The organism is Knoellia locipacati (assembly GCF_007992835.1).
GTDB lineage: Bacteria > Actinomycetota > Actinomycetes > Actinomycetales > Dermatophilaceae > Knoellia > Knoellia locipacati.
Genome location: NZ_BKBA01000003.1, coordinates 879,339 through 902,307 on the forward strand (window position 1 = coordinate 879,339; position 22,969 = coordinate 902,307).

The 22,969-nt window shown below is 71.4% G+C and carries 21 protein-coding genes; 16 read left to right on the forward strand and 5 right to left on the reverse strand.

Going from position 1 to position 22,969, the window contains the following annotated elements; genetic code table 11:
• The first annotated feature begins 233 nt into the window (after positions 1–233).
• Positions 234–1,019, forward strand: coding sequence for a thioesterase family protein (locus KLO01_RS05745; protein WP_147062933.1), 786 nt, complete (start codon positions 234–236; stop codon positions 1,017–1,019).
• Between the two features lie 13 nt (positions 1,020–1,032).
• Here the strand turns inward: KLO01_RS05745 and KLO01_RS05750 are convergent, their stop codons facing one another.
• Positions 1,033–1,308: a DUF2277 domain-containing protein gene (locus KLO01_RS05750; RefSeq protein ID WP_147062935.1), complete on the reverse strand. Its 276-nt coding sequence runs from the start codon at positions 1,306–1,308 to the stop codon at positions 1,033–1,035.
• Positions 1,309–1,378: 70 nt separating this feature from the next.
• On the opposite strand from KLO01_RS05750, the gene KLO01_RS05755 reads away from it, so the two are divergent.
• Together KLO01_RS05755 and KLO01_RS05760 are read left to right on the forward strand one after the other, a co-directional pair.
• Complete coding sequence (locus KLO01_RS05755; protein WP_147062937.1) at positions 1,379–1,726, forward strand: YidH family protein; 348 nt, start codon at positions 1,379–1,381, stop codon at positions 1,724–1,726.
• A gap of 2 nt (positions 1,727–1,728) precedes the next feature.
• On the forward strand, positions 1,729–2,058 hold the full coding sequence (locus KLO01_RS05760) for a DUF202 domain-containing protein (RefSeq protein ID WP_147062939.1): 330 nt from the start codon (positions 1,729–1,731) through the stop codon (positions 2,056–2,058).
• A gap of 33 nt (positions 2,059–2,091) precedes the next feature.
• Here the strand turns inward: KLO01_RS05760 and KLO01_RS05765 are convergent, their stop codons facing one another.
• Both KLO01_RS05765 and KLO01_RS05770 read right to left on the reverse strand, forming a co-directional pair.
• A complete protein-coding gene (locus KLO01_RS05765; protein ID WP_246136067.1) occupies positions 2,092–3,822 on the reverse strand; it encodes an amidohydrolase family protein in 1,731 nt (576 codons plus the stop codon).
• A 69-nt stretch (positions 3,823–3,891) separates the two neighbouring features.
• On the reverse strand, positions 3,892–4,536 hold the full coding sequence (locus KLO01_RS05770) for an NADPH-dependent F420 reductase (protein WP_147062941.1): 645 nt from the start codon (positions 4,534–4,536) through the stop codon (positions 3,892–3,894).
• Positions 4,537–4,657: 121 nt separating this feature from the next.
• Between KLO01_RS05770 and KLO01_RS05775 the strand changes: the two genes are divergently transcribed.
• Positions 4,658–5,281 carry a TetR/AcrR family transcriptional regulator gene (locus KLO01_RS05775; RefSeq protein WP_147062943.1) on the forward strand — a complete coding sequence of 208 codons (624 nt, stop codon included), beginning with the start codon at positions 4,658–4,660 and terminating at the stop codon, positions 5,279–5,281.
• A gap of 23 nt (positions 5,282–5,304) precedes the next feature.
• On the forward strand, positions 5,305–6,681 hold the full coding sequence (locus tag KLO01_RS05780; protein WP_147062945.1) for an MATE family efflux transporter: 1,377 nt from the start codon (positions 5,305–5,307) through the stop codon (positions 6,679–6,681).
• Between the two features lie 205 nt (positions 6,682–6,886).
• Here KLO01_RS05780 and bglX read toward each other — a convergent pair whose 3' ends face one another.
• Positions 6,887–9,214 carry a beta-glucosidase BglX gene (gene bglX / locus KLO01_RS05785; RefSeq protein WP_222611925.1) on the reverse strand — a complete coding sequence of 776 codons (2,328 nt, stop codon included), beginning with the start codon at positions 9,212–9,214 and terminating at the stop codon, positions 6,887–6,889.
• Positions 9,215–9,354: 140 nt separating this feature from the next.
• On the reverse strand, positions 9,355–10,887 hold the full coding sequence (locus KLO01_RS05790; RefSeq protein WP_246136068.1) for a gamma-glutamyltransferase: 1,533 nt from the start codon (positions 10,885–10,887) through the stop codon (positions 9,355–9,357).
• 191 nt (positions 10,888–11,078) lie between these two features.
• Between KLO01_RS05790 and KLO01_RS05795 the strand changes: the two genes are divergently transcribed.
• From KLO01_RS05795 to KLO01_RS05845, 11 genes are all read left to right on the forward strand, one after another.
• Positions 11,079–12,227 carry an ABC transporter substrate-binding protein gene (locus KLO01_RS05795; RefSeq protein ID WP_246136069.1) on the forward strand — a complete coding sequence of 383 codons (1,149 nt, stop codon included), beginning with the start codon at positions 11,079–11,081 and terminating at the stop codon, positions 12,225–12,227.
• Complete coding sequence (locus KLO01_RS05800) at positions 12,220–13,116, forward strand: ABC transporter permease (protein WP_246136070.1); 897 nt, start codon at positions 12,220–12,222, stop codon at positions 13,114–13,116. The genes KLO01_RS05795 and KLO01_RS05800 overlap by 8 nt, the downstream gene beginning before the upstream one ends.
• Positions 13,113–13,985, forward strand: a complete 873-nt coding sequence (locus KLO01_RS05805; RefSeq protein ID WP_147062950.1) for an ABC transporter permease — start codon at positions 13,113–13,115, stop codon at positions 13,983–13,985. Before KLO01_RS05800 ends, KLO01_RS05805 begins: the two co-directional genes overlap by 4 nt.
• The gene (locus KLO01_RS05810; RefSeq protein ID WP_147062952.1) at positions 13,982–15,082 is read left to right on the forward strand and encodes an ABC transporter ATP-binding protein; all 1,101 of its coding nucleotides are present in this window, start codon (positions 13,982–13,984) and stop codon (positions 15,080–15,082) included. The genes KLO01_RS05805 and KLO01_RS05810 overlap by 4 nt, the downstream gene beginning before the upstream one ends.
• A 10-nt stretch (positions 15,083–15,092) precedes the next feature.
• Positions 15,093–15,878: an S-methyl-5'-thioinosine phosphorylase gene (locus KLO01_RS05815; RefSeq protein ID WP_147062954.1), complete on the forward strand. Its 786-nt coding sequence runs from the start codon at positions 15,093–15,095 to the stop codon at positions 15,876–15,878.
• Positions 15,875–17,296 (forward strand): amidohydrolase family protein, encoded by a 1,422-nt coding sequence (locus tag KLO01_RS05820; RefSeq protein WP_147062956.1) that lies wholly within the window; start codon positions 15,875–15,877, stop codon positions 17,294–17,296. Before KLO01_RS05815 ends, KLO01_RS05820 begins: the two co-directional genes overlap by 4 nt.
• Before the next feature lie 3 nt (positions 17,297–17,299).
• Complete coding sequence (locus KLO01_RS05825; protein WP_147062958.1) at positions 17,300–17,791, forward strand: cupin domain-containing protein; 492 nt, start codon at positions 17,300–17,302, stop codon at positions 17,789–17,791.
• A gap of 160 nt (positions 17,792–17,951) precedes the next feature.
• Positions 17,952–19,001, forward strand: coding sequence for a BMP family lipoprotein (locus KLO01_RS05830; RefSeq protein WP_147062960.1), 1,050 nt, complete (start codon positions 17,952–17,954; stop codon positions 18,999–19,001).
• Positions 19,002–19,172: 171 nt separating this feature from the next.
• The gene (locus KLO01_RS05835; RefSeq protein WP_147062962.1) at positions 19,173–20,378 is read left to right on the forward strand and encodes an ABC transporter permease; all 1,206 of its coding nucleotides are present in this window, start codon (positions 19,173–19,175) and stop codon (positions 20,376–20,378) included.
• A gap of 1 nt (position 20,379) precedes the next feature.
• Positions 20,380–21,369, forward strand: a complete 990-nt coding sequence (locus tag KLO01_RS05840; RefSeq protein WP_246136071.1) for an ABC transporter permease — start codon at positions 20,380–20,382, stop codon at positions 21,367–21,369.
• A gap of 2 nt (positions 21,370–21,371) precedes the next feature.
• Entirely contained in the window at positions 21,372–22,931 is a 1,560-nt protein-coding gene (locus tag KLO01_RS05845) for an ABC transporter ATP-binding protein (RefSeq protein ID WP_147062965.1), read from the forward strand.
• Positions 22,932–22,969 lie beyond the last annotated feature (38 nt).

A 22,969-nucleotide genomic window follows, 5' to 3' on the forward strand; every position in this document is an offset into this window, starting at 1 on the left:
GTGGACAAGCCACCAATCCCCCATGATGCAACCCGCTGACCTGCGGGTTTGCCGTCCACCCCATGTGTGCAGAAGAAATATCCGGGCGTGTCTCGTCCACATGAACCACGTCACACCGCTGGCCCCCATGGCCCTGCAGGACCCCTCCGGGGTTGGCCCTTACTCGGCAGTAGATCGCCGGTTTGTCAAGGGGTCGTGCCATCCCCGTTCAGGGGTGCGACAGGATCGACCACATGGCCTACTTCGAGCGCACCGGACCGACCACGTTCCGGGCCACCCGCCACACCGGCGGGGCCTGGACGCTCGACGAGCAGCACATCGCCCCGGCGCTCGGACTCCTCGCCCACGTCGTCGAGACCGACCGTGACGGACGCCGACCCGAGACCGGCACCAACCGGCTCCCCGTGGCCCGGCTCTCCTTCGACATCCTCGGCACGCTCCCGATCGACGAGGTCGAGACCCACGTCCGGGTCCTGCGACCCGGCCGCACGATCGAGCTCGTCGAGGCGACCCTGAGCCACGGCGGCCGACCTGCCGTCCTCCTGCGCGCCTGGCTCGTCCAGCAGCGCGACACGACCGGTATCGCCGGCACCCCCACCGCGACGATCCCGGCCCCCGCCGACACCCCCGAGTGGGACCCCACGACCGTCTGGCCCGGTGGCTTCATCGCGACGGCCCACCTCCGTCGGAGCCAGGTGGCGCCCGGCCGCGCCCACTTCTGGGTGCGCACCGACGAACCCCTCGTCGACGGCGAACCCGTGTCACCGACCGCCGCTGCCGTCGGGCTGCTCGACATCGCCAACGGCATGACCGTGCGCGAGGACCCCGACAGCGTCGCCTTCCCCAACCTCGACCTCACCGCGCACCTCGTGCGTGAACCTCGCGCCGGCTGGATCGGCTTCGACACCTCCGTGACCTTCGGCGACGACGGCATCGGCCTCACGAGCAGCATCCTGCACGACGAGGACGGACCCGTCGGCACCCTGGCGCAGATCCTCACCGTCCGGCCGCAGGGCTGACGGGAGAGCAGGCTCAGCCCGCCCGGCCGTACCTCTCCGCGGACCGCGCCCGCGCCTTGGCGGCCTCGACCTCACGGTCCTTGGGCGGCGCGGCTGTGACGAGGTGGTCGAGCAGGTGCTGGGTCGCGTCCGCGACCTCGCGCACCGCCGCGTCGAACGCCTCCTGGTTCGCCTGCGACGGCTTGGTCGACCCACTCACCTTGCGCACGTACTGGAGCGCGGCGGCATACACCTCGGAGTCCGTGGCGGGAGGCTCGAAGTTGTGCAGCTGACGGATGTTTCGGCACATGCCTGTCAATGTATGCCGCCCGCTCGCCTCCCGACACCCCTCTCGTGCCGTCGTGGCTAGGGTCGTGGGCATGCGCCCCGAGGTCCTGCGTGACGGCAGCGAGCCCGATCCGCGGTTCACGCTCGCCAACGAGCGGACCTTCCTCGCGTGGATCCGCACCGGCCTCGCGCTCATCGCCGGGGCCGTCGCCATCGAGGGCTTCGGCATCGACCTCGACGAGACCGTCCGCGGGATCGTCGCCGTCGGCCTCACCCTGCTCGGCGTCGCCGTCGCGGTCGGCGCCGGCGTGCGGTGGCTGCGGGTCGAGCAGGCGATGCGGCACGGGCGACCGCTTCCCTTCCCGACGCTCATCCCGTTCCTCGTCCTGGGCAGCGTCGTCGTGGCCGCCACCCTGCTCGTGCTCGTCGCCACGAGGTAGCCGTGACCGACCGTCCCACACCCCGCGACGACGCGGGCCTGCAGCCCGAGCGCACCGCGCTGGCGTGGCAGCGGACGGCGGTCTCCTTCGCGGCGGCGTCGCTGCTGTTCCTGCGGTGGGCCGCGCAGCACGGCCCGGTCGTCACGGTCGTCGTGGTCCTCGCCGCGGTGATCGCCACGTGGCTCTTCTTCTCGACCCGTACGAGGCTGCGCCGGGTCGCCCACCACTTCCCGGCGCCGGGGCTCGAGCCCGCGGTGGGCGAGGTCCTCGTCGTCACCATCGCCACGGCCCTGCTCGCGGTGGCGGCGCTCTGGGTGACCCTCGCGACCTGAGCCTGCGCGCGGTGGGGACGTCGGCGCGGGACCTCAGTGGGCGGCGGCCTCCTCCCACGTCCGGAGGTAGGACTCGGCCCCGGCCATGAGGTCGTCGACGAGCTCCTGACCGCCGACGAGCCGGAGGTCCTCCACCCAGTCGGGCACCTGCCCGTAGTGGGCGACGCCGTCGACGTTGACGTCCCAGACCCGCTCGCCGGTGCGCTGGCGCGACAGCACCGAACCTCCGTCGGCGGACCGGAACGGATAGACGACGGGTCCGGCAGCCGACGTGGCCGCGCCCTCCCTCGGCGGCGGTGTCCCACCGAACCCGTTCATGTCCATGCCGAAGCCATAGCCGACCCCGAACCGGTCCCGCTGGGCCTTGCTCGCCCGCCAGTCGGCGACGAACTGCGTTGTGCCGTGGCCGTACTGGGTCGCGAAACCGCCGAGGGAGTACAGGCGCTCCATGAACGGCTCGGCCATCCACGAGTGCGAGCTGAGCGCGCCGGCATACCGGGTCTCCTCGAGGATCGAGAAGGTGCGCGCGGCCGCCTTCGCCGACATGTGGTCGACCTCGACCATCATGTGACGCTTCACGAGACCGCGCACGGCGTACTCGCCCAGCGACGACAGACCACGCGGGTTGCAGTGTGGCCCAGCGGGATACACCGGCAGCACCGCGAGCGGGAAGGCGACCGCGAGCTCCTTGGGCAGCACGCCTCCGGCGACCGTGTGGTCGGGGACCTCGCCCGGCCGGCACGTGCGCGGGTTCCACCAGGTGCCGGTCGTGAGGAACTGCCCCAGGTTGACGATGACGCCGGTCGTGCCCTCGTCGTAGCGCACGCCGCACAGCGCGTTGTCGAACTTGTGGCAGAGGAACATCGACGAGACCCCGAGCGCCTTGAGCTCGTCGAGGCCGCGGTCGATCTGGGCCCTGCCGCAGGCCGGGATGGTCAGGGTCTGCTTGCAGCCGAACGGCTCGGACACCTCGACGCCGAGGACGACGGCGAGCTTGCCCTGCTCGACGACCGAGCGCGCCTGGGCAGGTGTCGTGACGACCCGGAACCAGCCCTTGCCGGCGCCGCCGTACTGCGCGTCGACGAACGCCTCGAGCTCACGGGTCCTCTCCGCCTCGCGGCGGACGGCGTCCATGTCGTTGCACGAGCTCGTGTTGGGCGGGTTGACGACGCCGTTGATGGTGCACAGCCCGGAGTTCGAGACGAGGTCGTTGACGAGGATCCGCTGCCCGCCACGCCAGGCCCGCTCGACCCACTTGTAGTACATCTGCTGGTGCGTGAAGGAGTCGTATGCCGGCCAGAACCGGAACGTCGGCCAGCCCACCGTGTCGTGGCTCGCGAAGGGGTTGCCGCCCTGCCGTGCGTTGGTGAGGTTCTCGATGAGCGCGAGGTTGCCGTTGGGCTGGTGCGCCCGGCAGTCCTTGAGTGCGTCGGCGATGCCGTGCGGGCTGAACGTCCTGCCGCACACGACGTTGCCGCCGAAGCCCTCGTCGCTGAACATGTGGGTGTGGGCGTCGACGAGCCCGCGCACCTCGCCGGCCGCGGTCGTTCCGGTGAACGGGGCACCGACGACGTCGACCTGCGAGTCGGGGGTCTGCGGCGCGACCGGCTCCCACCACTCCCGACCGGCGCTCGCCGCACCGGGAGCGGCCGCCATGAGCGCGACGAGCGACGCGAGCACCGCTGCGAGGACGGCATACCTGGTCCGTCGGGGGCGGCCACGGCGGGACGTGCGGGCGCGTGGGACCAGGCGGGAACTCGTCATCGAGACCTCCAGCAGACGGTGGTTACCGAAGCGTAGCCAAGTCCCGCCCGGTCCGCTCGCTCAGCGCGCTCAGCGCACGATGTGGAGGTTGAACTCCGGCGTGCCGAGGGCGCCCCACAGCCGCAGCCACAGCGGGAGCCACATCTCCGTGCCGCGGGCGGTGGTGATGTCGCCCAGGTCGATGACGTCGGTGTGCCCGAACTCGCGCAGCAGCCCGGACACGACCTCCTTGGCCTGGGCGTCGTCACCCGAGACGAAGACGGACGAGTCGCGACCGAGCGCACCGGGGTGCGTCATGAGGCCGGCGGTGAGGGTGTTGAGCGACTTGACCACCCGGGCGTCGGGGTGCGCGCGTTGGATCTGCTCCCCCAAGGAGTCGGTGTCCTTGACCGTGAGGGTGGGCGGCATGCCCGCCGAGACGTCGAGGGGGTTGGCGACGTCGACGAGGACCTTGCCGCCGAGGCCGTCGCGGGCCGCGTCGAGCACGGCGAGGGACGCGGCGCCGTTCGTCGCGTTGAGGACCACCTCGGCGGCCAGAGCCGCGTCGGCGAAGGAGGCGAGCCCGACGCCCGGGTGGGCCGCGAAGAAAGACTCGTCACGCGTGCGGGCGGCCTCGGGGTCGCGGGTTCCGACGATGACGTCGTGGCCCAGCTCGTCGAGACGGGCGGCGAGGGCCTGCCCCACCATGCCGGTGCCGAGGACTGCGATCTTCATGGGTGCTCCTGCTGGTCGGCGGTGGGCTCTCGGCCCACCGGTCCGGAAGGTAGACAGGTCTGTCTATCTCGTGGTGTGCGGTAACCTAACAGACAGTTCTGTCTATCTCCAAGGAGCGAGCATGTCGAGCACGTCGAAGGTGCCTCCGCCGTCAGCGCGCGACCGCATCGTGCAGACGGCGTTCCGGCTCTTCTACGCCCACGGGATCCGCGCCACCGGGATCGACCTGATCATCGCCGAGTCAGGCGTCGCCAAGGCGACCTTCTACAAGCACTTCCCGTCCAAGGACGACCTCGTCGTGGCCTACCTCGACGTCGTCGACGAGGCGTGGTCGGGGCAGCTGCACGCTGCCGCCGAGGCTGCCGGACCGGCACCTGCCGACCAGCTGGTCGGGCTCTTCGACGCGCTCGGCAACGCCTGCCGCCGGGAGGGCTACCGCGGGTGCGGCTTCATCAACGCCGCCGCCGAGACCGCTCCCGGCAGCCGCGTGCACGACCGCACCGTCGCGCACAAGACGTCGGTGAGGGCGTGGGTCCGAGACGTCGCCGAGGACGCCGGCGCGAAGGATCCCGACGCGCTCTCCCGAGCCCTCACGCTCCTGCTCGACGGCGGCCTCGCCAGTGGCGCCCTCGACGCCTCCCCCGATGCGGCTGTCGTCGCCAAGGCCTCGGCGCAGGCCCTCGTCGGGGCAGCGGTCGGCCCGACGCGCCGTGGCGCCGCGGGCAAGACGCGGGGGCGGGCCTGACCGCCTGCCGCTAGCGTCGCCCTGTGCGCGACGAGAGGCCGGCCGACGGCCAGGAGACCCCGAGCCAGCACCGTGAGGTCCTACGGCTCGCGCTCCCGGCGTTCCTCGCGCTCGTCGCCGAGCCGCTCTTCCTCCTCACCGACTCCGCCATCGTCGGCCACCTCGGCACCCCGCAGCTGGCCGGCCTCGGCGTCGCGAGCGCGATGCTCCTCACCGCCGCCAACATCTTCGTGTTCCTCGCCTACGGCACGACCGCCGTCGTCGCCCGCCAGCTCGGCGCCGGCAACCGCGACGGCGCGATCGCCGCGGGCATCGACGGCACGTGGCTCGCGGTCGGTCTCGGGGCGGTGACCGCCGTCGTCATCGCGGTCGCGGCCGGACCCATCTGTCGCGTGTTCGGGGCCTCGCCCGAGGCGCTCGGCCACGCCGTGACCTACCTGCGGATCTCGGCGATCAGCCTCCCGGCGATGCTCGTCGTCCTCGCCACGACCGGTGTCCTGCGCGGGCTCCAGGACACCCGCACCCCCCTGGCCGCGAGCGCCCTCGGGTTCACGTCGAACATCGCGCTCAACCTGCTGTTCGTCTACGGCTTCGGCTGGGGCATCGCCGGGTCCGCACTCGGCACCGTCCTGGCGCAGACCGGCATGGCCGCCGCCCTCGTCGTCGTGCTCATGCGCGAGGCACGGCGCCACGAGGTCACCCTCCGGGCGCATCCGGGACGGATCCTCAAGGCGGCACGCACCGGCATACCGCTGCTCGTGCGCACCCTCGCGCTGCGGGCCGTGCTCCTCGTGACCACGTGGGTGGCCGCCGGACTGGGCGACGTGCCGCTGGCGGCCTACCAGGTGTCGGCCACGATCTGGAGCTTCCTCGTGTTCGCCCTCGACGCCATCGCCATCGCGGCCCAGGCGCTCACCGGCAAGTCGCTCGGCGAGGGCGACCTCGCGCGGACCCGCTCGGTCACCACGCTCATGGTGCGGTGGGGCATCATCGCCGGCTTCGCGCTCGGCATCGTCCTGCTCCTGCTGCGCACCGTCCTCCCGCAGCTCTTCACGGGCGACCCGGCGGTGCAGACGGCCATCGCCGCGGCCCTCATCATCGTGGCGCTCACGCAGCCGCTCAGCGGCTACGTCTTCGTCATCGACGGCGTCCTCATCGGCGCGGGCGACGGGCCGTGGCTGGCGCGGGCGATGCTCGCCAACCTCGTGGCCTACCTGCCGCTCATCCTCGGCGTGCACCTCATGGGCGACTGGCTCCTCGAGGAAGGCAGCGCCCGGGCGACCGGCAACGCAGTGATGTGGCTGTGGCTGGCGTTCACCGGGTTCATGGCGATCCGGGGAGTGCTCATGTGGGCGCGGGTGCGCACCGACGGCTGGATGGTCACCGGCGCCACCCGGTGAGGCGGTGTCGCCGGCGTCCAGCCGGCCGTGTCCGGACCGCGTGGGCGGTCACTGTGCACTGCTGCTCCCTGGCGCAGCAGTGCACTGTCAGGTGCCCGACGGACTGTGCACTGCTGCACTCCAGCGCAGCAGTGCACAGCGCACGTCGGGCACCTGCTCGCAGACGGCGCCGGGCCGGATCGCTCGGATCCGGCCCGACGCGCGGTCAGCGGGTGACCGTGAAGGTGACCTTCTTGTCGGCCTTCGACGAGCTGCCGCCGTAGAGCTCGATGGTGCCCGGCTCGACGACGAGACGACCGTCGTTGTCGTGGAACCCGAAGGCGTTGCGGTCAAGCGTGAACCTCACGACCTTGCTCTGCCCCGGCGCGAGCGTGACCCGCTCGAAGCCGACGAGCCGGCGCACCGGCTGCGACAGGCTGGCCACCGGGTCGTGCAGGTAGAGCTGGGCGACCTCGTCACCCGCCACCGCACCCGTGTTGGTGACGGTCATCGTGGCCGTGACCCTGCCGTCGCGACGGACGCTGGTGCGGTCCAGCCGCGGCGTGCTCGTCGTGAAGGTCGTGTAGCTCAGGCCGTGACCGAAGACGTAGAGCGGGTCGCAGGTGTCGAGGTCCCGGTAGCGCGAGACGTACTTCTGGGTGATGTCGCAGGGACGCCCGGTCGGCTCGTGGTTGTAGTAGATCGGGACCTGGCCGACGGTGACCGGGAAGGACACCGGCAGCTTGCCACCGGGGTTGACCTTGCCGAAGACGACGTCGGCGACGGCGTTGCCCGCCTCGACACCCGGGAACCAGGCCTCGAGGATCGCCGGCGCGGTGGCGTCGACGTCCGGGATGGTGAGCGGTCGGCCGTTGAACAGGACGACCGCGAACGGCTTGCCCGTGGCCTTGATCCGGTCGATGAGCTCCTGCTGGCGCCCGGGCAGTGAGATGTCGCTGCGCGAGGCCGCCTCGGCGCTCATGCCACGGGTCTCACCGACGGCGATGACCACCTGGTCGGCCGCCTGCGCCGCCGCGACCGCCGCGTCGAACCCGGCGTCCGAGGCGCAGTAGTCGGTGGGCTTGATGTTCGGCGGCTCGCTGTCGACCAGCGTGCAGCCCGGCGTGTAGGTCGCGGTCGGGTTGACCGCCTTGATGCCGGTGAAGACGCTGACGGCGTCGGCGTCCTCGCCGCGGCCCCACCACGGGCCGAGCATGTTGTGCTGGTCGTTGCCGAGCGGCCCGATGACCGCGGTCTTCTTCGCCGGTGAGAGCGGCAGGGTGGCCGAGGCGTTCTTGAGCAGGACCATCGACTCGCCGGCGGCCTTGCGGGCGGCTGCCCGGTCACTGGGGGTGAGGAAGCTGGCGGGGTCCTTGGCCTTGGCGACGTCGACGTAGGGGTTCTCGAAGAGACCGGCACGGAACTTCACCCGCAGGATCCGTCGGACGGCGTCGTCGAGACGGGCCATCGAGATGTCGCGGCTGCGCAGCAGCCCGGCGCCGTAGTCGCGCAGGAAGGTGCTCACCATCTCCTGGTCGGTCCCGGCGTTGAGGGCGTTCGCCCCGGCGCTCGGCCCGTCGGCGGCGGTGCCGTGACCGCACGAGCCGGACTCGGGCTTGACCGGCGGGCAGGCCCGGGTCTCGGCGACGGCGGTGTAGTCGCTCACGATGAACCCGTCGAAGCCCCACTCCTTCTTGAGGATGTCGGTCTCGGTCTCGTGGTTCGCACACCCGGGCACGCCGTTGAGCGAGTTGAACGAGCACATGACCGAGGCGACACCGGCGTCGACGGCGGCCTTGAACGGCGGCAGGTAGAGGTCACGCAGCCGTCGCTCCGACATGTCCGTCGTGTTGTAGTCGCGTCCGCCCTCGGGCTGGCCGTAGGCGACGAAGTGCTTCACCGAGGCCGCGACCTTGTCCGGCTTGGAGTAGTCCGAACCCTGCGCACCGCGCACCCGCGCCGCCGAGAAGGCCGAGTTGAGGAGCGGGTCCTCACCGCCGCCCTCGACGATGCGGCCCCAGCGGGGGTCGTGGGAGACGTCGACCATCGGGCTGTAGATCTGCTTGAGACCCACCGTCGCCGACTCGCGCGCACCGATGGCCGCGTCGATCTCGCCGACCTCGGGGTCGAACGAGCTGGCCGCACCCAGCGGCACCGGGAAGATCGTGCGGTAGCCGTGGATGGTGTCGTAGGCGAAGAGGATCGGGATGTGCAGCCGGGACTGCTCGACCGCGACCTTCTGGAACTGGTTGATCTTGTCGGGGTCGGTGAGGCTGAAGACGCCTCCGACACCGGCCCTCGCGTCGGCCTCGGTGATCTGGCCGTCGGAGAGCAGCTGCACCTGCTGGAGCTTCTCGGTCGTCGTCATCGCACGGATGAGGGCGTCGATGCGGCGCTCGACCGGGTCACGCCTGCGGGCCTGGTCGGCTGCCTGCTGGGCGGCCGTCGTCGACGTCGTGCTGGCGTCGGCCTTGCCGGGCAGGCCGTGTGGTTGGACGAACGGGAGAGCCGCCGCTGCCGCGACGGCTGTGAGTGTTGTGAGCATGCGCTTCATGGGTCTGGTCCACCTCCGGGATCGGCCCCGACCGAACCGTCGCCGGCCGGGAGGGCGCCGGCGGTGGGTCTCGACGTCGGCGTCGCTTCCCCGATGGTCGACCTGCTGGTCCCAAGGTGCAACCCAGGGGCCCAGACGGACTATGCGACCCCGACCGCGGCCTCGCGACGCGGGTCGCCCGCCGCACGCAGGCCACCGTCACTGCCCCGGTATGCCGCACCCACCCCACCGAAGTACATCGAGAGCTCGCCGTGGTCGAGACCGCGCAGCCCGGCCGCCGCGACCGCCGCCTCGATCTCGGGGCTCGCCTCGTGCTCGACGACGGCCTCGCCGTCCTCGGCGAAGCGGACGTGCACCCGCGGCGCCTGGATCGCCGTGTCGAGGTCGGCGCCGTGCAGGCACAGCTGGGCGAGCACCTGCATGAGCGCCGTCGTGATCCGGTCGGCCCCCGGTGAGCCGACGGCGAGCACGCGACCGTCCTCGGCGCGCGCGACCGTCGGCGCCATGTTGGAGGCGAGCCGCGTGCCCGGCTCGAGGGCGTGCAGCCCGAGCCGGTTGAGCTCGGGCTCCCCGAGCGCGTTGTTGAGCAGGATCCCCGTCCCGGGGATGGTGACGCCGGCGCCGTAGCCGCTCGACATCGTCACCGCGCAGGCGAGCCCGTCGGAGTCGACCGCCGACACGTGCGCCGTCGACGCCGACGTCGGCAGGCCCGCGAGCCCGTGCCGCTCGACCGCCGCGAGGAGCGCGTGCCCGTCGGCGTCGAGGTCGCGGGAGACGTCGTGGACGGCGAGCCGGTAGGCCAGCACCGCCCGCTGGATCCGGACGACGTCGTCCCACGAGAACCCGTGGGTGCGCTCGAGCTCGGAGAGCATGACCGCGAGCATCGGCCCACCGACCGAGGGCGGTGGGTTGACCGCGACGTCCCAGTCGCCGACCCGTCGGCGCACCGGCGTGCGTTCCACGACCTCGTATGCCGTGAGGTCGGCCTGCGTGACCAGCCCACCGTTCGCGGCCATGTCGGCCGCGAGCGCGTGCCCGAGGTCACCGGTCATGAGCAGCGACGCACCCTCGCGGGCCACCGCGTCGAGCACCGTTGCCAGCTCGAGGTTGTGGGCGAGATCGCCTGCGACAAAAGGGGATCCGTCGGGTCGACGGGTGAGCGCCCGGGCACCGGGGTCGAGGCCGAAGAGGCCGTCCGCGACGTACCCGAGGTAGCGCGTGGCGGCCCCACCGATGGGGTAGCCGTCGCGGCACACCCCGGCGGCAGGCGCCACGACCGAGGCCCACGGCCGTGAGCCGAAGCGCGTCACGGCCGCCTCGTACGCCGAGAGGGCCCCGGGCACCGCGACCGAGCCGTGGCCGGCATACATCGTCACGCCGCCGCCGTAGTCGGTGACGACCTCGCGCACTCCCCCACCGAAGGCCCCACGCGGGAGGCCGCGTCCCGGCATGGCGACGTTGCCGTCGAGGACGACCGGCGGGCCCGACGCGGGCCAGATCGTCACGAAGGCACCGCCGGCGAGGCTCACGATGCCCGGCTCGGTGCTCATCGAGGTGATCGCCGCGGCGATGGCGGCGTCGACGGCGTTGCCACCCTCGGCGACGACCGCCTCCCCGGCGCCGAGCGACGCGGCACCGGTCGCCGCGATCGCCACCTGCCTCGTCGCACCCATGAGAGGCATCCTCGCACCGGCGGCGGCAGGGGCGGCGAGTGATCTCGGGAGGGTCGCGGGTCGGGCGCGGTCCGGCCACGGCTGCGACAACACGTCGTGAACACCGTATGGGCGCGCGCCGTGAGCCCTACAGTCGAGAGCGGGTCCCTTGCGGCCGTCGCGCCGGGCCCGCCCGTCGGAAGGATCACGCTGTGTCCACTCGTCTCCCCCGTCCACTCCTGGCTGCCGTCGCCGGTGCCTGCGCCCTCTCGCTCGCGGCCTGCGCCGCGCCCGAGAGCAAGGACTCCACCTCGTCGTCCACGGCCAGCGGCACGTCCGCCGCCGCCGACCCCGCCACGGCCACCTCCGCCGAGGCCCTGGGCGGCATGGCCGCCCTCGAGGCCGCCGCCAAGAAGGAGGGGGCCCTCAACGTCATCGCGCTCCCGCCGGACTGGGCCAACTACGGCGAGATCCTCAAGAACTTCGCCGCGAAGTACCCCGAGATCAAGATCACCAGCGCCCAGCCCGACGCGGGCAGCGCCGACGAGATCGACGCGGCCAAGCGCCTCGCCGGGCAGAGCACCGCCCCGGACGTCTTCGACCTCGGACCCGCGGTGGCGCTGGCCAACACCGCGATGTTCGCGCCCTACAAGGTCACCGACTTCGACAAGATCCCCGCCGAGCTCAAGGACCCGGGTGGGGCCTGGGTCAACGACTACGGCGGCCTCATGACCGTCGGCTACGACTCGGCCAAGGTGCCGGCGCCGACCAAGCTCGCCGACCTGCTCGGGTCGGCGTACAAGGGCAAGGTCGCCCTCAACGGCAACCCGGTCAAGGACGGTGCGGCGTTCGCCGGCGTGCAGATGGTCGCCATCGCCGAGGGCGGGTCGGCCGCCGACCCGACCAAGGGCATCGAGTGGTTCAAGAAGCTCAAGGACGCGGGCAACTTCCTGCCGCTCGACCCCACCCCCGCGACGATCGTGTCGGGCCAGACCCCGGTCGTCGTCGACTGGTCCTACAACCAGGTCTCGATCACGCCGAAGCTCGCGACGTGGAAGCTCTGGGCACCCGAGAACGCCCCGCTCATGACCTACTACGTGCAGGCCATCAACAAGGAGGCTCCGCACCCGGCGGCGGCCCGCCTGTGGCAGGAGTACCTCTACAGCGCCGACGGGCAGAACTCCTGGCTCAAGGGCGGCGCCAAGCCGGTCCTCTTCGACGCCATGTCGACCGCCGGCACCCTCGACAAGACCGCCGAGGGCGCGCTGCCCAAGACGGGCACGCCGGTCATCCCCTCGGCGCAGGACACCGACAAGGCCAAGGCGATCCTCGCCAAGGAATGGGCCAACGCCATTGGCTGACCAGCCGACGACGACCACCCCGGCGAGGGCGAGGCGCGGCCGACGGCCCTCCCTCGCCGGCGCCGGGGTGCTCCCGTTCTTCGCCTACACGACCGTGTTCCTGCTCATCCCGACGCTGGTCGTCGTCGTCGGCGCCTTCCTCGGCGCCGACGGGCGGCCGACCCTGAGCAACCTCTCGGCGCTCGGCGAGCCCAGCTTCCTCAAGGCGATGCGGCAGTCGCTGGTCCTGTCGGCCGTGACCGCGGTCGCCGGCGCGGTGCTGGGCTCCCTGCTCGCGTATGCCGTGAGCACCGCCTCCCCGACCGGCGTCCTCAAGCGGTTCGTCACCTCGTTGTGCGGGGTGCTCGCCCAGTTCGGTGGTGTGGCGCTCGCCTTCGCGTTCACCGCGAGCTTCGGTGCGACGGGGCTGCTCACGTCGTGGCTGGCCCGCGTCGGCGTCGAGAACGGGTCCGGGCTCTGGCTCTACGAGTGGGACAAGGGCCTCATGCTCGTCTACCTGTACTTCCAGGTCCCACTCATGCTCATCGTCTTCCTGCCCGCCGTCGAGGGCCTCAAGCCGCAGTGGCGCGAGGCGACCGAGACGCTGGGCGGCACGACGTGGACCTACTGGCGGCGGGTCGCCGGGCCGATCCTGCTGCCCTCGTTCATCGGTGCCACGCTGCTGCTGTTCACCAACGCCCTCAGCGCGTACGCGACGGCTCGCGCGCTGGTCAGCCAGGGGTCCCCGATCGTCCCGCTCCAGATCGGTGACGCCCTGAGCTCCGAGGTCCTGCTCGGTCAGCAGGCCGTCGCCAAGGCGATGGCGCTCGCGATGATCGTCGTCGTCGCCCTCGTCATGACCCTGTATGCCGTCCTCGACCGTCGCGCGAGCCGGTGGCTCGTCCGATGAGCGGGCAACGCGCCCGGATCCGCCGGCGGCAGCGGACCTTCCGGTGGGGGGTCGTCACGCTCGTCAGCGCCTTCTTCGCCCTGCCCCTGCTCGGCATGCTCGACTTCACGACCCGGGGCCCGGGTGGCGTGGGGCGCAGCGGCCAGACGTGGCGGACGCTCGCCGACTTCGGGGCCGTCGCCACCGACTACCCCACCCTCAACGACGGCGTCGTCACGTCGGTGGGGCTGGCCGTGCTCACCGTCGCCGTGATGCTCCTGCTCCTCGTGCCGACGATGACGTGGGTGCGCCTGCGGGTGCCGCGGGCGCAGCGCCTCGTCGAGTTCGTCTGCCTGCTGCCGCTCACCGTGCCCGCCATCGTGCTCGTCGTCGGTCTCTCCCCCATCTACACGTGGCTCACGGGGTGGCTGCGCTACTTCTTCGGGACCGCGATCAGCGAGTCGACGCTGTGGCTCTCGCTGGCCTACGTCGTGCTCGTCCTGCCCTACTCCTACCGCGCCATCGACGCCGGGCTGCGCTCGATCGACGTCCGGACCCTGAGCGAGGCCGCCCGCTCGCTCGGCGCAGGGTGGCCCACCGTGATGTGGCGGATCATCCTGCCCAACCTGCGCTCGGCCGTGCTGTCCGCGTCGTTCCTCACCGTCGCCCTGGTGCTCGGCGAGTTCACCATCGCCAACCTGTTCAGCCGCAACAACCTCCAGGTCGCGATGTACCTCCTCGGCAAGAGCGACGCGCAGATCTCGGTCGCCGTCGGGCTCGTGTCGCTCGTCTTCGCCTTCCTCATCCTGTTCGCCATGTCCTTCGTCGGCAGCGCCGGCCAGGGCGGCGCCCTCACGCGCCGCCTCCGTTCCCGCAAGGAGTCCGCATGAGCACCGTCGCGAGCGAGCGAGCCACGGACCGGGGGGTCGCCGTCGAGCTGACCGACCTGCGCCGGACCTACGGCGGCGTCCACGCCCTCGACGGCCTCACCCTGCACCTCGCACCCGGCGAGTTCGTCGCCCTGCTCGGGCCCTCGGGCTGCGGCAAGACGACCGCGCTGCGGTGCCTCGCCGGGCTCGAGGACCCCGACAGCGGCACGGTCACCGTCGCCGGCAAGGACCTCACCCGGGTGCCGACCAACAAGCGCGACATGGGGATGGTGTTCCAGGCCTACAGCCTCTTCCCCCACCTCACCGCCCGGCAGAACGTCGAGTTCGGGCTGTCGCTGCGCCGCGGCTCCGGTGCCCAGCGACGCACTCGGGCCGGAGAGATGCTCGACCTCGTGGGCCTGGGCAGCCAGGTCGACAAGTTCGCCCACCAGATGTCCGGCGGCCAGCAGCAACGCGTCGCCCTGGCGCGCGCCCTGGCCATCGAGCCGCAGGTGCTGCTGCTCGACGAGCCGCTCTCGGCGCTCGACGCCAAGGTCCGCAGCCAGCTGCGCGACGAGATCCGGCGCATCCAGCTCGAGGTCGGCACGACCACCCTCTTCGTCACGCACGACCAGGAGGAGGCCCTGGCCGTCGCCGACCGGGTCGGCGTGATGAGTGGCGGCCGGCTCGAGCAGCTCGCCGCGCCCCACGAGCTCTACGCCAGCCCGGCGACGGCCTTCGTCGCCGACTTCGTCGGACTGAGCAACCGGCTCGCCGGCCGGGTGTCGCAGGGCCGCGCCGAGGTCCTCGGCGGCAGCGTGCCGGTGCTGCCGGGCTCGGTGACCGAGGGTCCTGCCGTCGTGCTCGTGCGTCCCGAGGGCGTGCGCATCGAGCGCTCCGACGACGGCGAGGCGACGGTCGTCAGCGCCAGCTTCCTCGGTGCGACCGGCAGGGTCGTGGCGAGCACGCCCGACGGTGAGACGATCCACGTGCAGGTGGCCAACGTCGACGTCCCCGACTACCGCCCCGGCGACCGCGTCCGGCTCACCCCTCGCGGCGACGCCGCACTCGCGGTGCACGACGGCTCCGACTCGATGGGGACCCCCGGCTCGAAGTAGCCTCCTCCCTGTGACCAGCCCACCGTTGGGAATCCTCGCCGGCACCGGTTTCTACGCCCTCGACGCGCTCGACGACGCGCACCACGAGAGCGTCGGGACGGCATACGGGAGCGTGTCCGTGACGCGCGGGACGTGGCACGGACAGCTGGTCGTCTTCGTCACGCGTCACGGCGCGGGCCACGAGGTGCCGCCGCACCGCGTCAACTACCGCGGGATCATCCGGGCGCTCGCTGACCTCGGCGTCCACGACGTCCTCGCGGTCAACGTCACCGGCGGCATCGACCCCGACCTCGAGGCCGGCGAGCTCGTCTGCCTCGACGACTTCCTCGACCTCACACGGCGCCGGGAGGGCACGTTCCACGACGGCGACGGGTCCGGCGGCGTCGTGCACACCGACATGACGAACGCCTACGACCCGGTGCTGCGCCGCGAGATCCTCGACGCCGCGAGCGCCATCGGGCAGCCGATCATCGACGGCGGCACCTACGTGTGCTTCGACGGGCCGCGCTTCGAGTCGCCCGCCGAGATCCGGCTCGCCGCGCTCGCGGGCGGCACGGTCGCCGGGATGACCGGCGTCCCCGAGGTGACCCTCGCCGCCGAGGCAGGACTGCGGTATGCCGCCATCAGCCTCGTCGTGAACCCTGCGGCGGGCGTCCGGCCGGGTGAGCCGATCACGATGGACGAGATCAACGAGGTGCTGGCGACGGGTGCACCCAAGGTGCTCGCGGTCGTCGACGAGCTGGTGCACACCCGGTCGGTCTTCCGCACCGTCGACTCCGACACGGTCACGTCGTGAGCCGCCTCGTCCTGCGCGACCTCGCGCTCGTCGTCACCGTCGACGCCGGCGACTCGGTGCTGCGCGACGTGTCGGTCGCCGTCGAGGACGGTGTCATCACCGAGATCGGCGAGGTCGACCCGCGCGAGGATGACGAGGTCGTCGACGGGCGTGGCCGTCTCGCCCTCCCCGGCCTGGTCAACCTCCACACCCACCTGCCGATGACCCTGCTCCGCGGGATCGCCGAGGGCGTGGACCTCCAGGGCTTCCTCGAGCGGGTGTGGGCGGCCGAGGGCGCCGTCATGGACCCCGCGACCGTCGAGCTCGGCGCCACCCTCGGGGCCCTCGAGTCCCTGCTCGGTGGCTGCACGACCCAGCTCGACATGTACTTCCACCACGAGGCCGCCCACCGCGGGGCGGTCACGGCCGGGGCGCGTCACGTCGGGGGGCCGACCTTCTTCGACGGCCCGGGTCCGGACGGCCTCTCCTGGGACGAGCGGATGGCCGGGCTGCGGGCCTGGCCCGAGGTGCTGCGCGAGACCGGCGGCCCCGAGGTGCCGGTGGCCGCGATGCCCCACGCGACCTACACGAACTCCGTCGAGCACCTCGCCGAGGTCGCCTCCGTCCTGCGCGCACTTCCTGACCAGTTGGTCACGAATGATCGCCGGCTGGATCCAATCCTGCACACCCACGTCTCCGAGAACGCTGCCGAGAACACCGACCTGCTGGCCCGGTTCGGCGCGACCCCGACCGAGCTGCTGGCCCGGGCCGGCTGGTTGCGTCTGCGGATTCGGTCGCTAGAGCAACCGAATCCGCAGACGCACGAAGGTGAAAGGGTCTCGACGGGGCCCAAGGTCGTGTTCGGGCACGGGGTGCACCTCTCCGACGCCGACCGCGCCCTCGCCGCACCCGCCGACGTCACCGTCGCCCACTGTCCCGGGTCCAACCTCAAGCTCGCCTCCGGCGCGCTGGACTGGCAGCGCTGGCGGGCGGACGGCATACGCCTCGGGATCGGCACCGACGGGTGCGCGAGCTCGAACGACCTCGACATGTGGCAGGCCATGCGCCAGGCCGCCCACCTCGCGGCACTCACCAGCGGCCACCCCGAGGTCGACGCCGCCCAGATCCTGCGGGCGGCGACCATCGACGGCGCCACCGCCCTCGGCCTCGAGCACCTCGTCGGCAGCATCGAGGTCGGCAAGCGCGCCGACCTCGTCCTCCTCGACCTCGACCAGCCCCACCTCACCCCGGTGCACGACGTCCCCGCGCTGCTCGTCCACGCCGCGGGCAGGGGCGACGTCACCGACGTCCTCGTGGATGGCAGGATCGTGGTTCGCGAGCGACGCAGCACCCTGATCGACACGTCCGACCTGCTCGACCGGTGCCGCGACCGCGCTCGCGATGCCGCCGCCGCCGCACACGAGGTCGAGGAAGCCTGATCGATGCGTACGCCCGAGCAGATCATCGCCGAGCACAAGATGAAGCCGATCCCCGACGAGGGGGCCTGGTTCGTCGAGGGACCGCGGACCCAGGGACTGTCCTCGATCCTCGTGCTCCTCACCTCGGCGCCGGACGGGTTCTCCGCGATGCACCGGCTCGGGGTCGACGAGGGCTGGCAGTGGCTCGAGGGCGCACCGGCGGCGTTGCTGCGGCTCAAGGAGGGCCCGCGACGCAACCACGGCACCCTCACCCTGCTCAACCCGCAGCGTCGCCAGATGCTCGTGCGCTCCGGCGTGTGGCAGGGCGCCGCGACGATGGGCGCGTGGACGCTGCTCTCGTGCTGGTGCAGCCCGGCCTTCCGGCCGCACCACTTCACCCTCGGCGACCGCGAGCAGCTCTCGACCGCCTTCCCCGCCTACGCCACCGAGATCGCCGCCCTCACCCGGGACACGGCACCCGAGGCGCTGCCGGCCGTCGGTGACGGGCGTTCCTGAGCCCGCCGACCGCCTCGGCTGCCCTCGCGGGAGCGTGCTGACCTGCACTGATGGACCGGCCAGTAACGACACGGCAACGGATTTTCAACCCGGTCTCAGGTCGTGGTTCTGGCCGCTAGCATTCGGGGGCATCCTGCACACCCCCAAGGAGTAGACCCCTATGAAGGCCAAGCCTTTCCTCGTCGCGGCACCCGCCGCCCTCGCCCTCGTCCTCGCTGGCTGTGGCGGCAGCACCGGTGACAACAGCTCCGACGGCAGCTCGGCCGCCCCCAAGGACTGCTCCTCGACGGAGGTGTTCTGCATCGGTCTCGTCACCGACACCGGTTCGGTCGACGACAAGAACTTCAACCAGGCCGCCTGGGAGGGCGTCAAGGCCCTCGAGGGCGACGGCGTCCAGACGAAGTACATCGAGACCAAGGACGCCAAGGACTACGCGAACAACCTCAAGCAGTTCACCGACCAGAAGTACGACGCCATCGTCACGGTCGGCTTCCTCATGGCCGAGGCCACGGTGACCGCTGCGAAGTCCAACCCGAACATCAAGTTCATCGGTGTCGACCAGTTCCAGGACGACAAGGCCACCGCGCCCAACGTCACCGGCCTGATCTTCCCCGAGGCCAACGCCGGCTACGCCGCGGGCTACATGGCGGGTCTCATGACCAAGACCAACAAGCTCGGCATCGTCCTCGGCGCCGAGATCCCCCCGACCCAGGCCTACGCCAAGGGCTACGAGCAGGGCTCCAAGGCCTCCAACCCGAAGTCCTCGGTCGCGAAGGTCTACCACCCCGCCGGCGACAACGCCTTCTCCGACTCCCCGTGGGGCGCCGGCGAGGCCAAGAAGATGCTCGCGCAGGGTGCGGACTTCATCTTCGGCGCCGGTGGCGGCACCGGCAACGGCGCCCTCGGCGAGGCCGCCAAGACCTCGGGTGCGGGCAGCTCGATCTTCTGCATCGGCGTCGACGTCGACCAGTGGGACACCGTCCCGGAGGCCCACCCGTGCCTCGTGACCTCGGCCGAGAAGAAGCTCACCAAGGGCACCACCGACCTGCTCACCCAGGCCAAGGACGGCTCGATCAAGGGCGGCAACTTCGTGGGTGACACCGGTCTCGCGCCGTTCCACGACTTCGACTCGAAGATCCCCGCCGACGTCAAGACCAAGGTCGCCGACATCGTCAAGCAGCTCGAGGACGGCACCCTCAAGGTGGCCTGACCCGAGCACCCGCTCGGCACTGTCTGGCACGACCGCACCGGCCCCGTCGAACCTGTTGGCCCGATGACCCGGTCGGATACAGTCCGAGCATGATTTCGACGGAACGGGTGCCCTCTCCGGAGGGCACCCGTTCCTCCGTTCCGACCCCTGTCACGACACCCACGGAGAGTCATGGTTGACCCCGACCGCCCACCGGCGAAGGACGCGCCCAGCCCCGCGCCGGACGCCCCCGCGTCCGACGCGCCCGCCAAGGCCGCGCCCACGGTCCCCGTCGTCGCCGAGCGCGGTGCGCCGCCGCCCCCCACCGGGCTGCTGGGCTTCCTCGTCCGCCACCAGGCCATCGTCGTCCCGCTCATCGCGGTCGTCCTGGCCTTCGCCATCGGTGCGATCCTCATCCGGGCGCAGGGCTTCAACCCGACGTACGCCTACCAGCGGCTCTTCACCCACTCGTTCCTCACCGAGTCGGGTCTGCTCGCGACGCTGCAGAAGACGACCCCGCTGATCCTCGTGGGCCTCGCCGTCGCGATCCCGCTCAAGGTGGGTCTGTTCAACATCGGTGGCCAGGGCCAGCTCATGGCCGGTGGCATCGGCGCCGCGTGGGTCGGCTACGCGATGCGCGACCTGCCCGCCCCCCTCCTCGTCATCGTCGCCGTCGTCGTGGCCGTCCTCTTCGGTGCCATGTGGGCCTCGATCGCGGCGCTGCTCAAGACGACCCGCGGCGTCCACGAGGTCATCTCGACGATCATGCTCAACTCGATCGCCGTGGGCATCATCGACTGGCTCATCAACGGCGGTCCCCTCTCGGACCCGGGCCAGCCCTTCCCCGCCTCGCACGCCGTCCCGGAGGCCGCGCGCCTCGACCCGTTCGGTGTCATCCCGTGGGGCCTGCCCGTGGCGCTCATCCTCGCCGTGGCGGTCGCCTGGATGCTCGGCCGCACGACCTTGGGCTTCGAGCTCCAGACCGTGGGCCGCAACAAGTTCGCAGCCGGGTATGCCGGCATCTCGACCACGCGGACCACGCTCATCGCCATGGCGATGTCGGGTGCGCTGGCCGGTCTCGCCGGAGCCTTCGAGCTGCTCCAGATCGAGCCGTGGCGCTACCAGAACGGCATCGCCGGCTCGCTCGGGTTCGACGGCATCACCATCGCCCTGCTCGCCCGCGGCAACCCGCTCGGCACCATCCCCGCCGCGATCCTCGTCGGCGCCATGCGCGCCGGGGCCCCGACCCTGCAGTTCGAGCTCGGGATCCGTCCCGAGGTCGTCGACGTGCTCCTCGCGATCACCCTGCTCATGGTGTCGCTGCCCGTCATCGCCAAGTGGATCTTCCGGCGCCACACCGTGAAGCAGACGCAGCTCGCCGGAAGCTGGGGTGCCTGAGATGACCTGGTTGCAGCGCAACAAGATCCCCGCCGGGACGGCCCTGGTCGTCCTCGTCGCGGCATACGCCTTCTACTTCGCGAACCCCAACATCGCCGTCTCGATGTTCTCGAACGCGTGGTTCCTCGCCGTCCCGCTCGTCCTCGGCGCCATGGTCGGTGTCATCGGCGAGCGCTCTGGTGTGGTCAACATCGGCATCGAGGGCCAGATGCTCGTCGGCGCCTTCGCCGGCTTCTTCGCGGCCGCGGCCACCCAGTCGGTCTTCATCGGTGTCATCGCGGGCGCGCTGTCCGGCATCGCCATGGGCGCGTTCCTCGCGTTCACGACGGTCAAGGGCCAGCTCGACCAGATCATCGCCGGTGTCGTCATCAACATCGTGGCGACGGGCATCACGTCGTTCTACTACGAGTCCGGCAAGACCATCCCGCGTGGCCTGCCGAACTTCGACGTGCCGCTGCTGTCGAAGATCCCGCTCATCGGCCCGGTCTTCTTCTCGGACGGCCCGATCGCGCTCTTCGCGCTCGTCATCGTCATCGTGCTGCACTTCCTGCTGTTCAAGACCCGCTGGGGCCTGCGGACCCGCGCCGTCGGCGAGTACCCGTCGGCGGCCGACACCGCCGGCATCAACGTCATCGCGCTGCGGCTGTTCAACGTGACGATGGCCGGCACCCTCGCCGGCATCGCCGGTGCCTACCTGTCGATGGAGGCCACGAGCACCTTCGAGCGGGGCATGAGCTCGGGCCGAGGCTTCCTCGCCCTGGCCATCCTCATCTTCGGCGCGTGGCGTCCGCTGCGGGCCCTCGCGGCGGCGCTGTTCTTCGGCTTCATGTCGGCGTCGGCCTCGCAGCTCCAGGCGAGCAACGTCGTCAACATCCCCCAGCAGTTCATCAACCTGCTGCCCTACGTCCTCACCCTCGTCGTGCTCGCCGCGGCCGCGGGCCGGGTCCGGGCACCGGGCGCCGTCGGGCAACCGTTCGTGAAGGGCGACTGACCATGACCCAGACCCAGTCCCAGGCCGGCGAGACCCCCGGGCCCCGCGAGACGCTGCTCGAGATCGAGGGCCTGTCGAAGTCCTTCGGCACCGTCCACGCCAACCAGGACGTCTCGCTGCGGGTCGACCGCGGCGAGATCGTCGCGCTCCTCGGTGAGAACGGCGCCGGCAAGTCCACCCTGGTCAAGCAGATCTTCGGTCTCATGACCCCGGACGCCGGCACGATCACCATCAAGGGCGACTCGAGCCGGATCAAGGACCCCAAGGACGCGATCCGTCGCGGCATCGGCATGGTCCACCAGCACTTCCAGCTCGTCCCCGTCATGACGGTCGCCGAGAACATGATGCTCGGCCACGAGACCGCGCGCGGCGGCCTGCTCGACCTCGACGGTGCCCGCCAGATGGTCAGGGAGCTCTCGGCCAAGCACAACCTCAGCGTCGACCCCGACGCCGAGATCGAGGACCTCCCCGTCGGGACGCAGCAGCGCGTCGAGATCCTCAAGGCGCTCTCGCGCCGGGTCGACCTGCTCATCCTCGACGAGCCGACCGCGGTGCTCACCCCGCAGGAGACCGACGAGCTGCTCGGCGTCATGAAGGAGCTCGCCGCCGGCGGCACGTCGATCGTCTTCATCACCCACAAGCTGCGCGAGGTGCTGGCGGTCGCCGACCGCTGCTACGTCCTGCGCCAGGGCAAGGTCGTCGGCGGCGTCGACGACCTCTCGAGCACGACGACGAGCGACCTCGCCTCGATGATGGTCGGGCGCGACGTCGTCCTGCGCGTCGACAAGGCCGAGGCCACGCCGGGTGACACGGTCCTGTCGATCAAGGGCCTCCAGGTCAAGGACGACCGCGGCCTCCCCGCCGTCGACGGCTTCGACCTCGACGTGCGCGCCGGCGAGATCGTCGGTCTGGCCGGTGTCGAGGGGAACGGCCAGCGTGAGCTCGTCGAGAGCATCGCCGGCATGCGTCCCTCGATCGGTGGCTCGGTGCGACTCGGCGCCGACGACATCACGAAGTCCAACGCCCACGACACCAACAACGCCGGCGTCGGGCACATCCCCGAGGACCGTGAGAAGCACGGCATCGTCGGCGGCTGGTCGATCGCCGACAACCTCGTCCTCAACTGCTACGACGAGGCGCCCTATGCCAAGGGCTTCGTTCGCGACTTCGGCGCGGTGCGCGAGCACGCCGTCACGCTCCGCGAGGAGTTCGACATCCGCTCACCCAGCGTCGACGTGCCCGCCGGCTCGCTGTCCGGTGGCAACAAGCAGAAGGTCGTCGTCGCCCGCGAGATGTCGGCTCGTCCCCGCCTGCTCATGGCGGCACAGCCCACGCGTGGTGTCGACGTCGGGTCGATCGAGTTCATCCACCGCCGGATCGTCGAGGCCCGCGATGCCGGGGCTGCGGTCCTGCTCGTGTCGGCGGAGCTCGACGAGGTCCTCTCGCTGGCCGACCGGATCGCCGTGATCCACGGCGGCAAGGTCGTCGCCGAGGTCGCCGGCAAGGACGCCGACCGCACCGAGATCGGCCGTCTCATGGCAGGCGACACCGACTCCCACTGACGTCTCGGAGATGGCCCCGGTATGCCGGCCACCCGGCA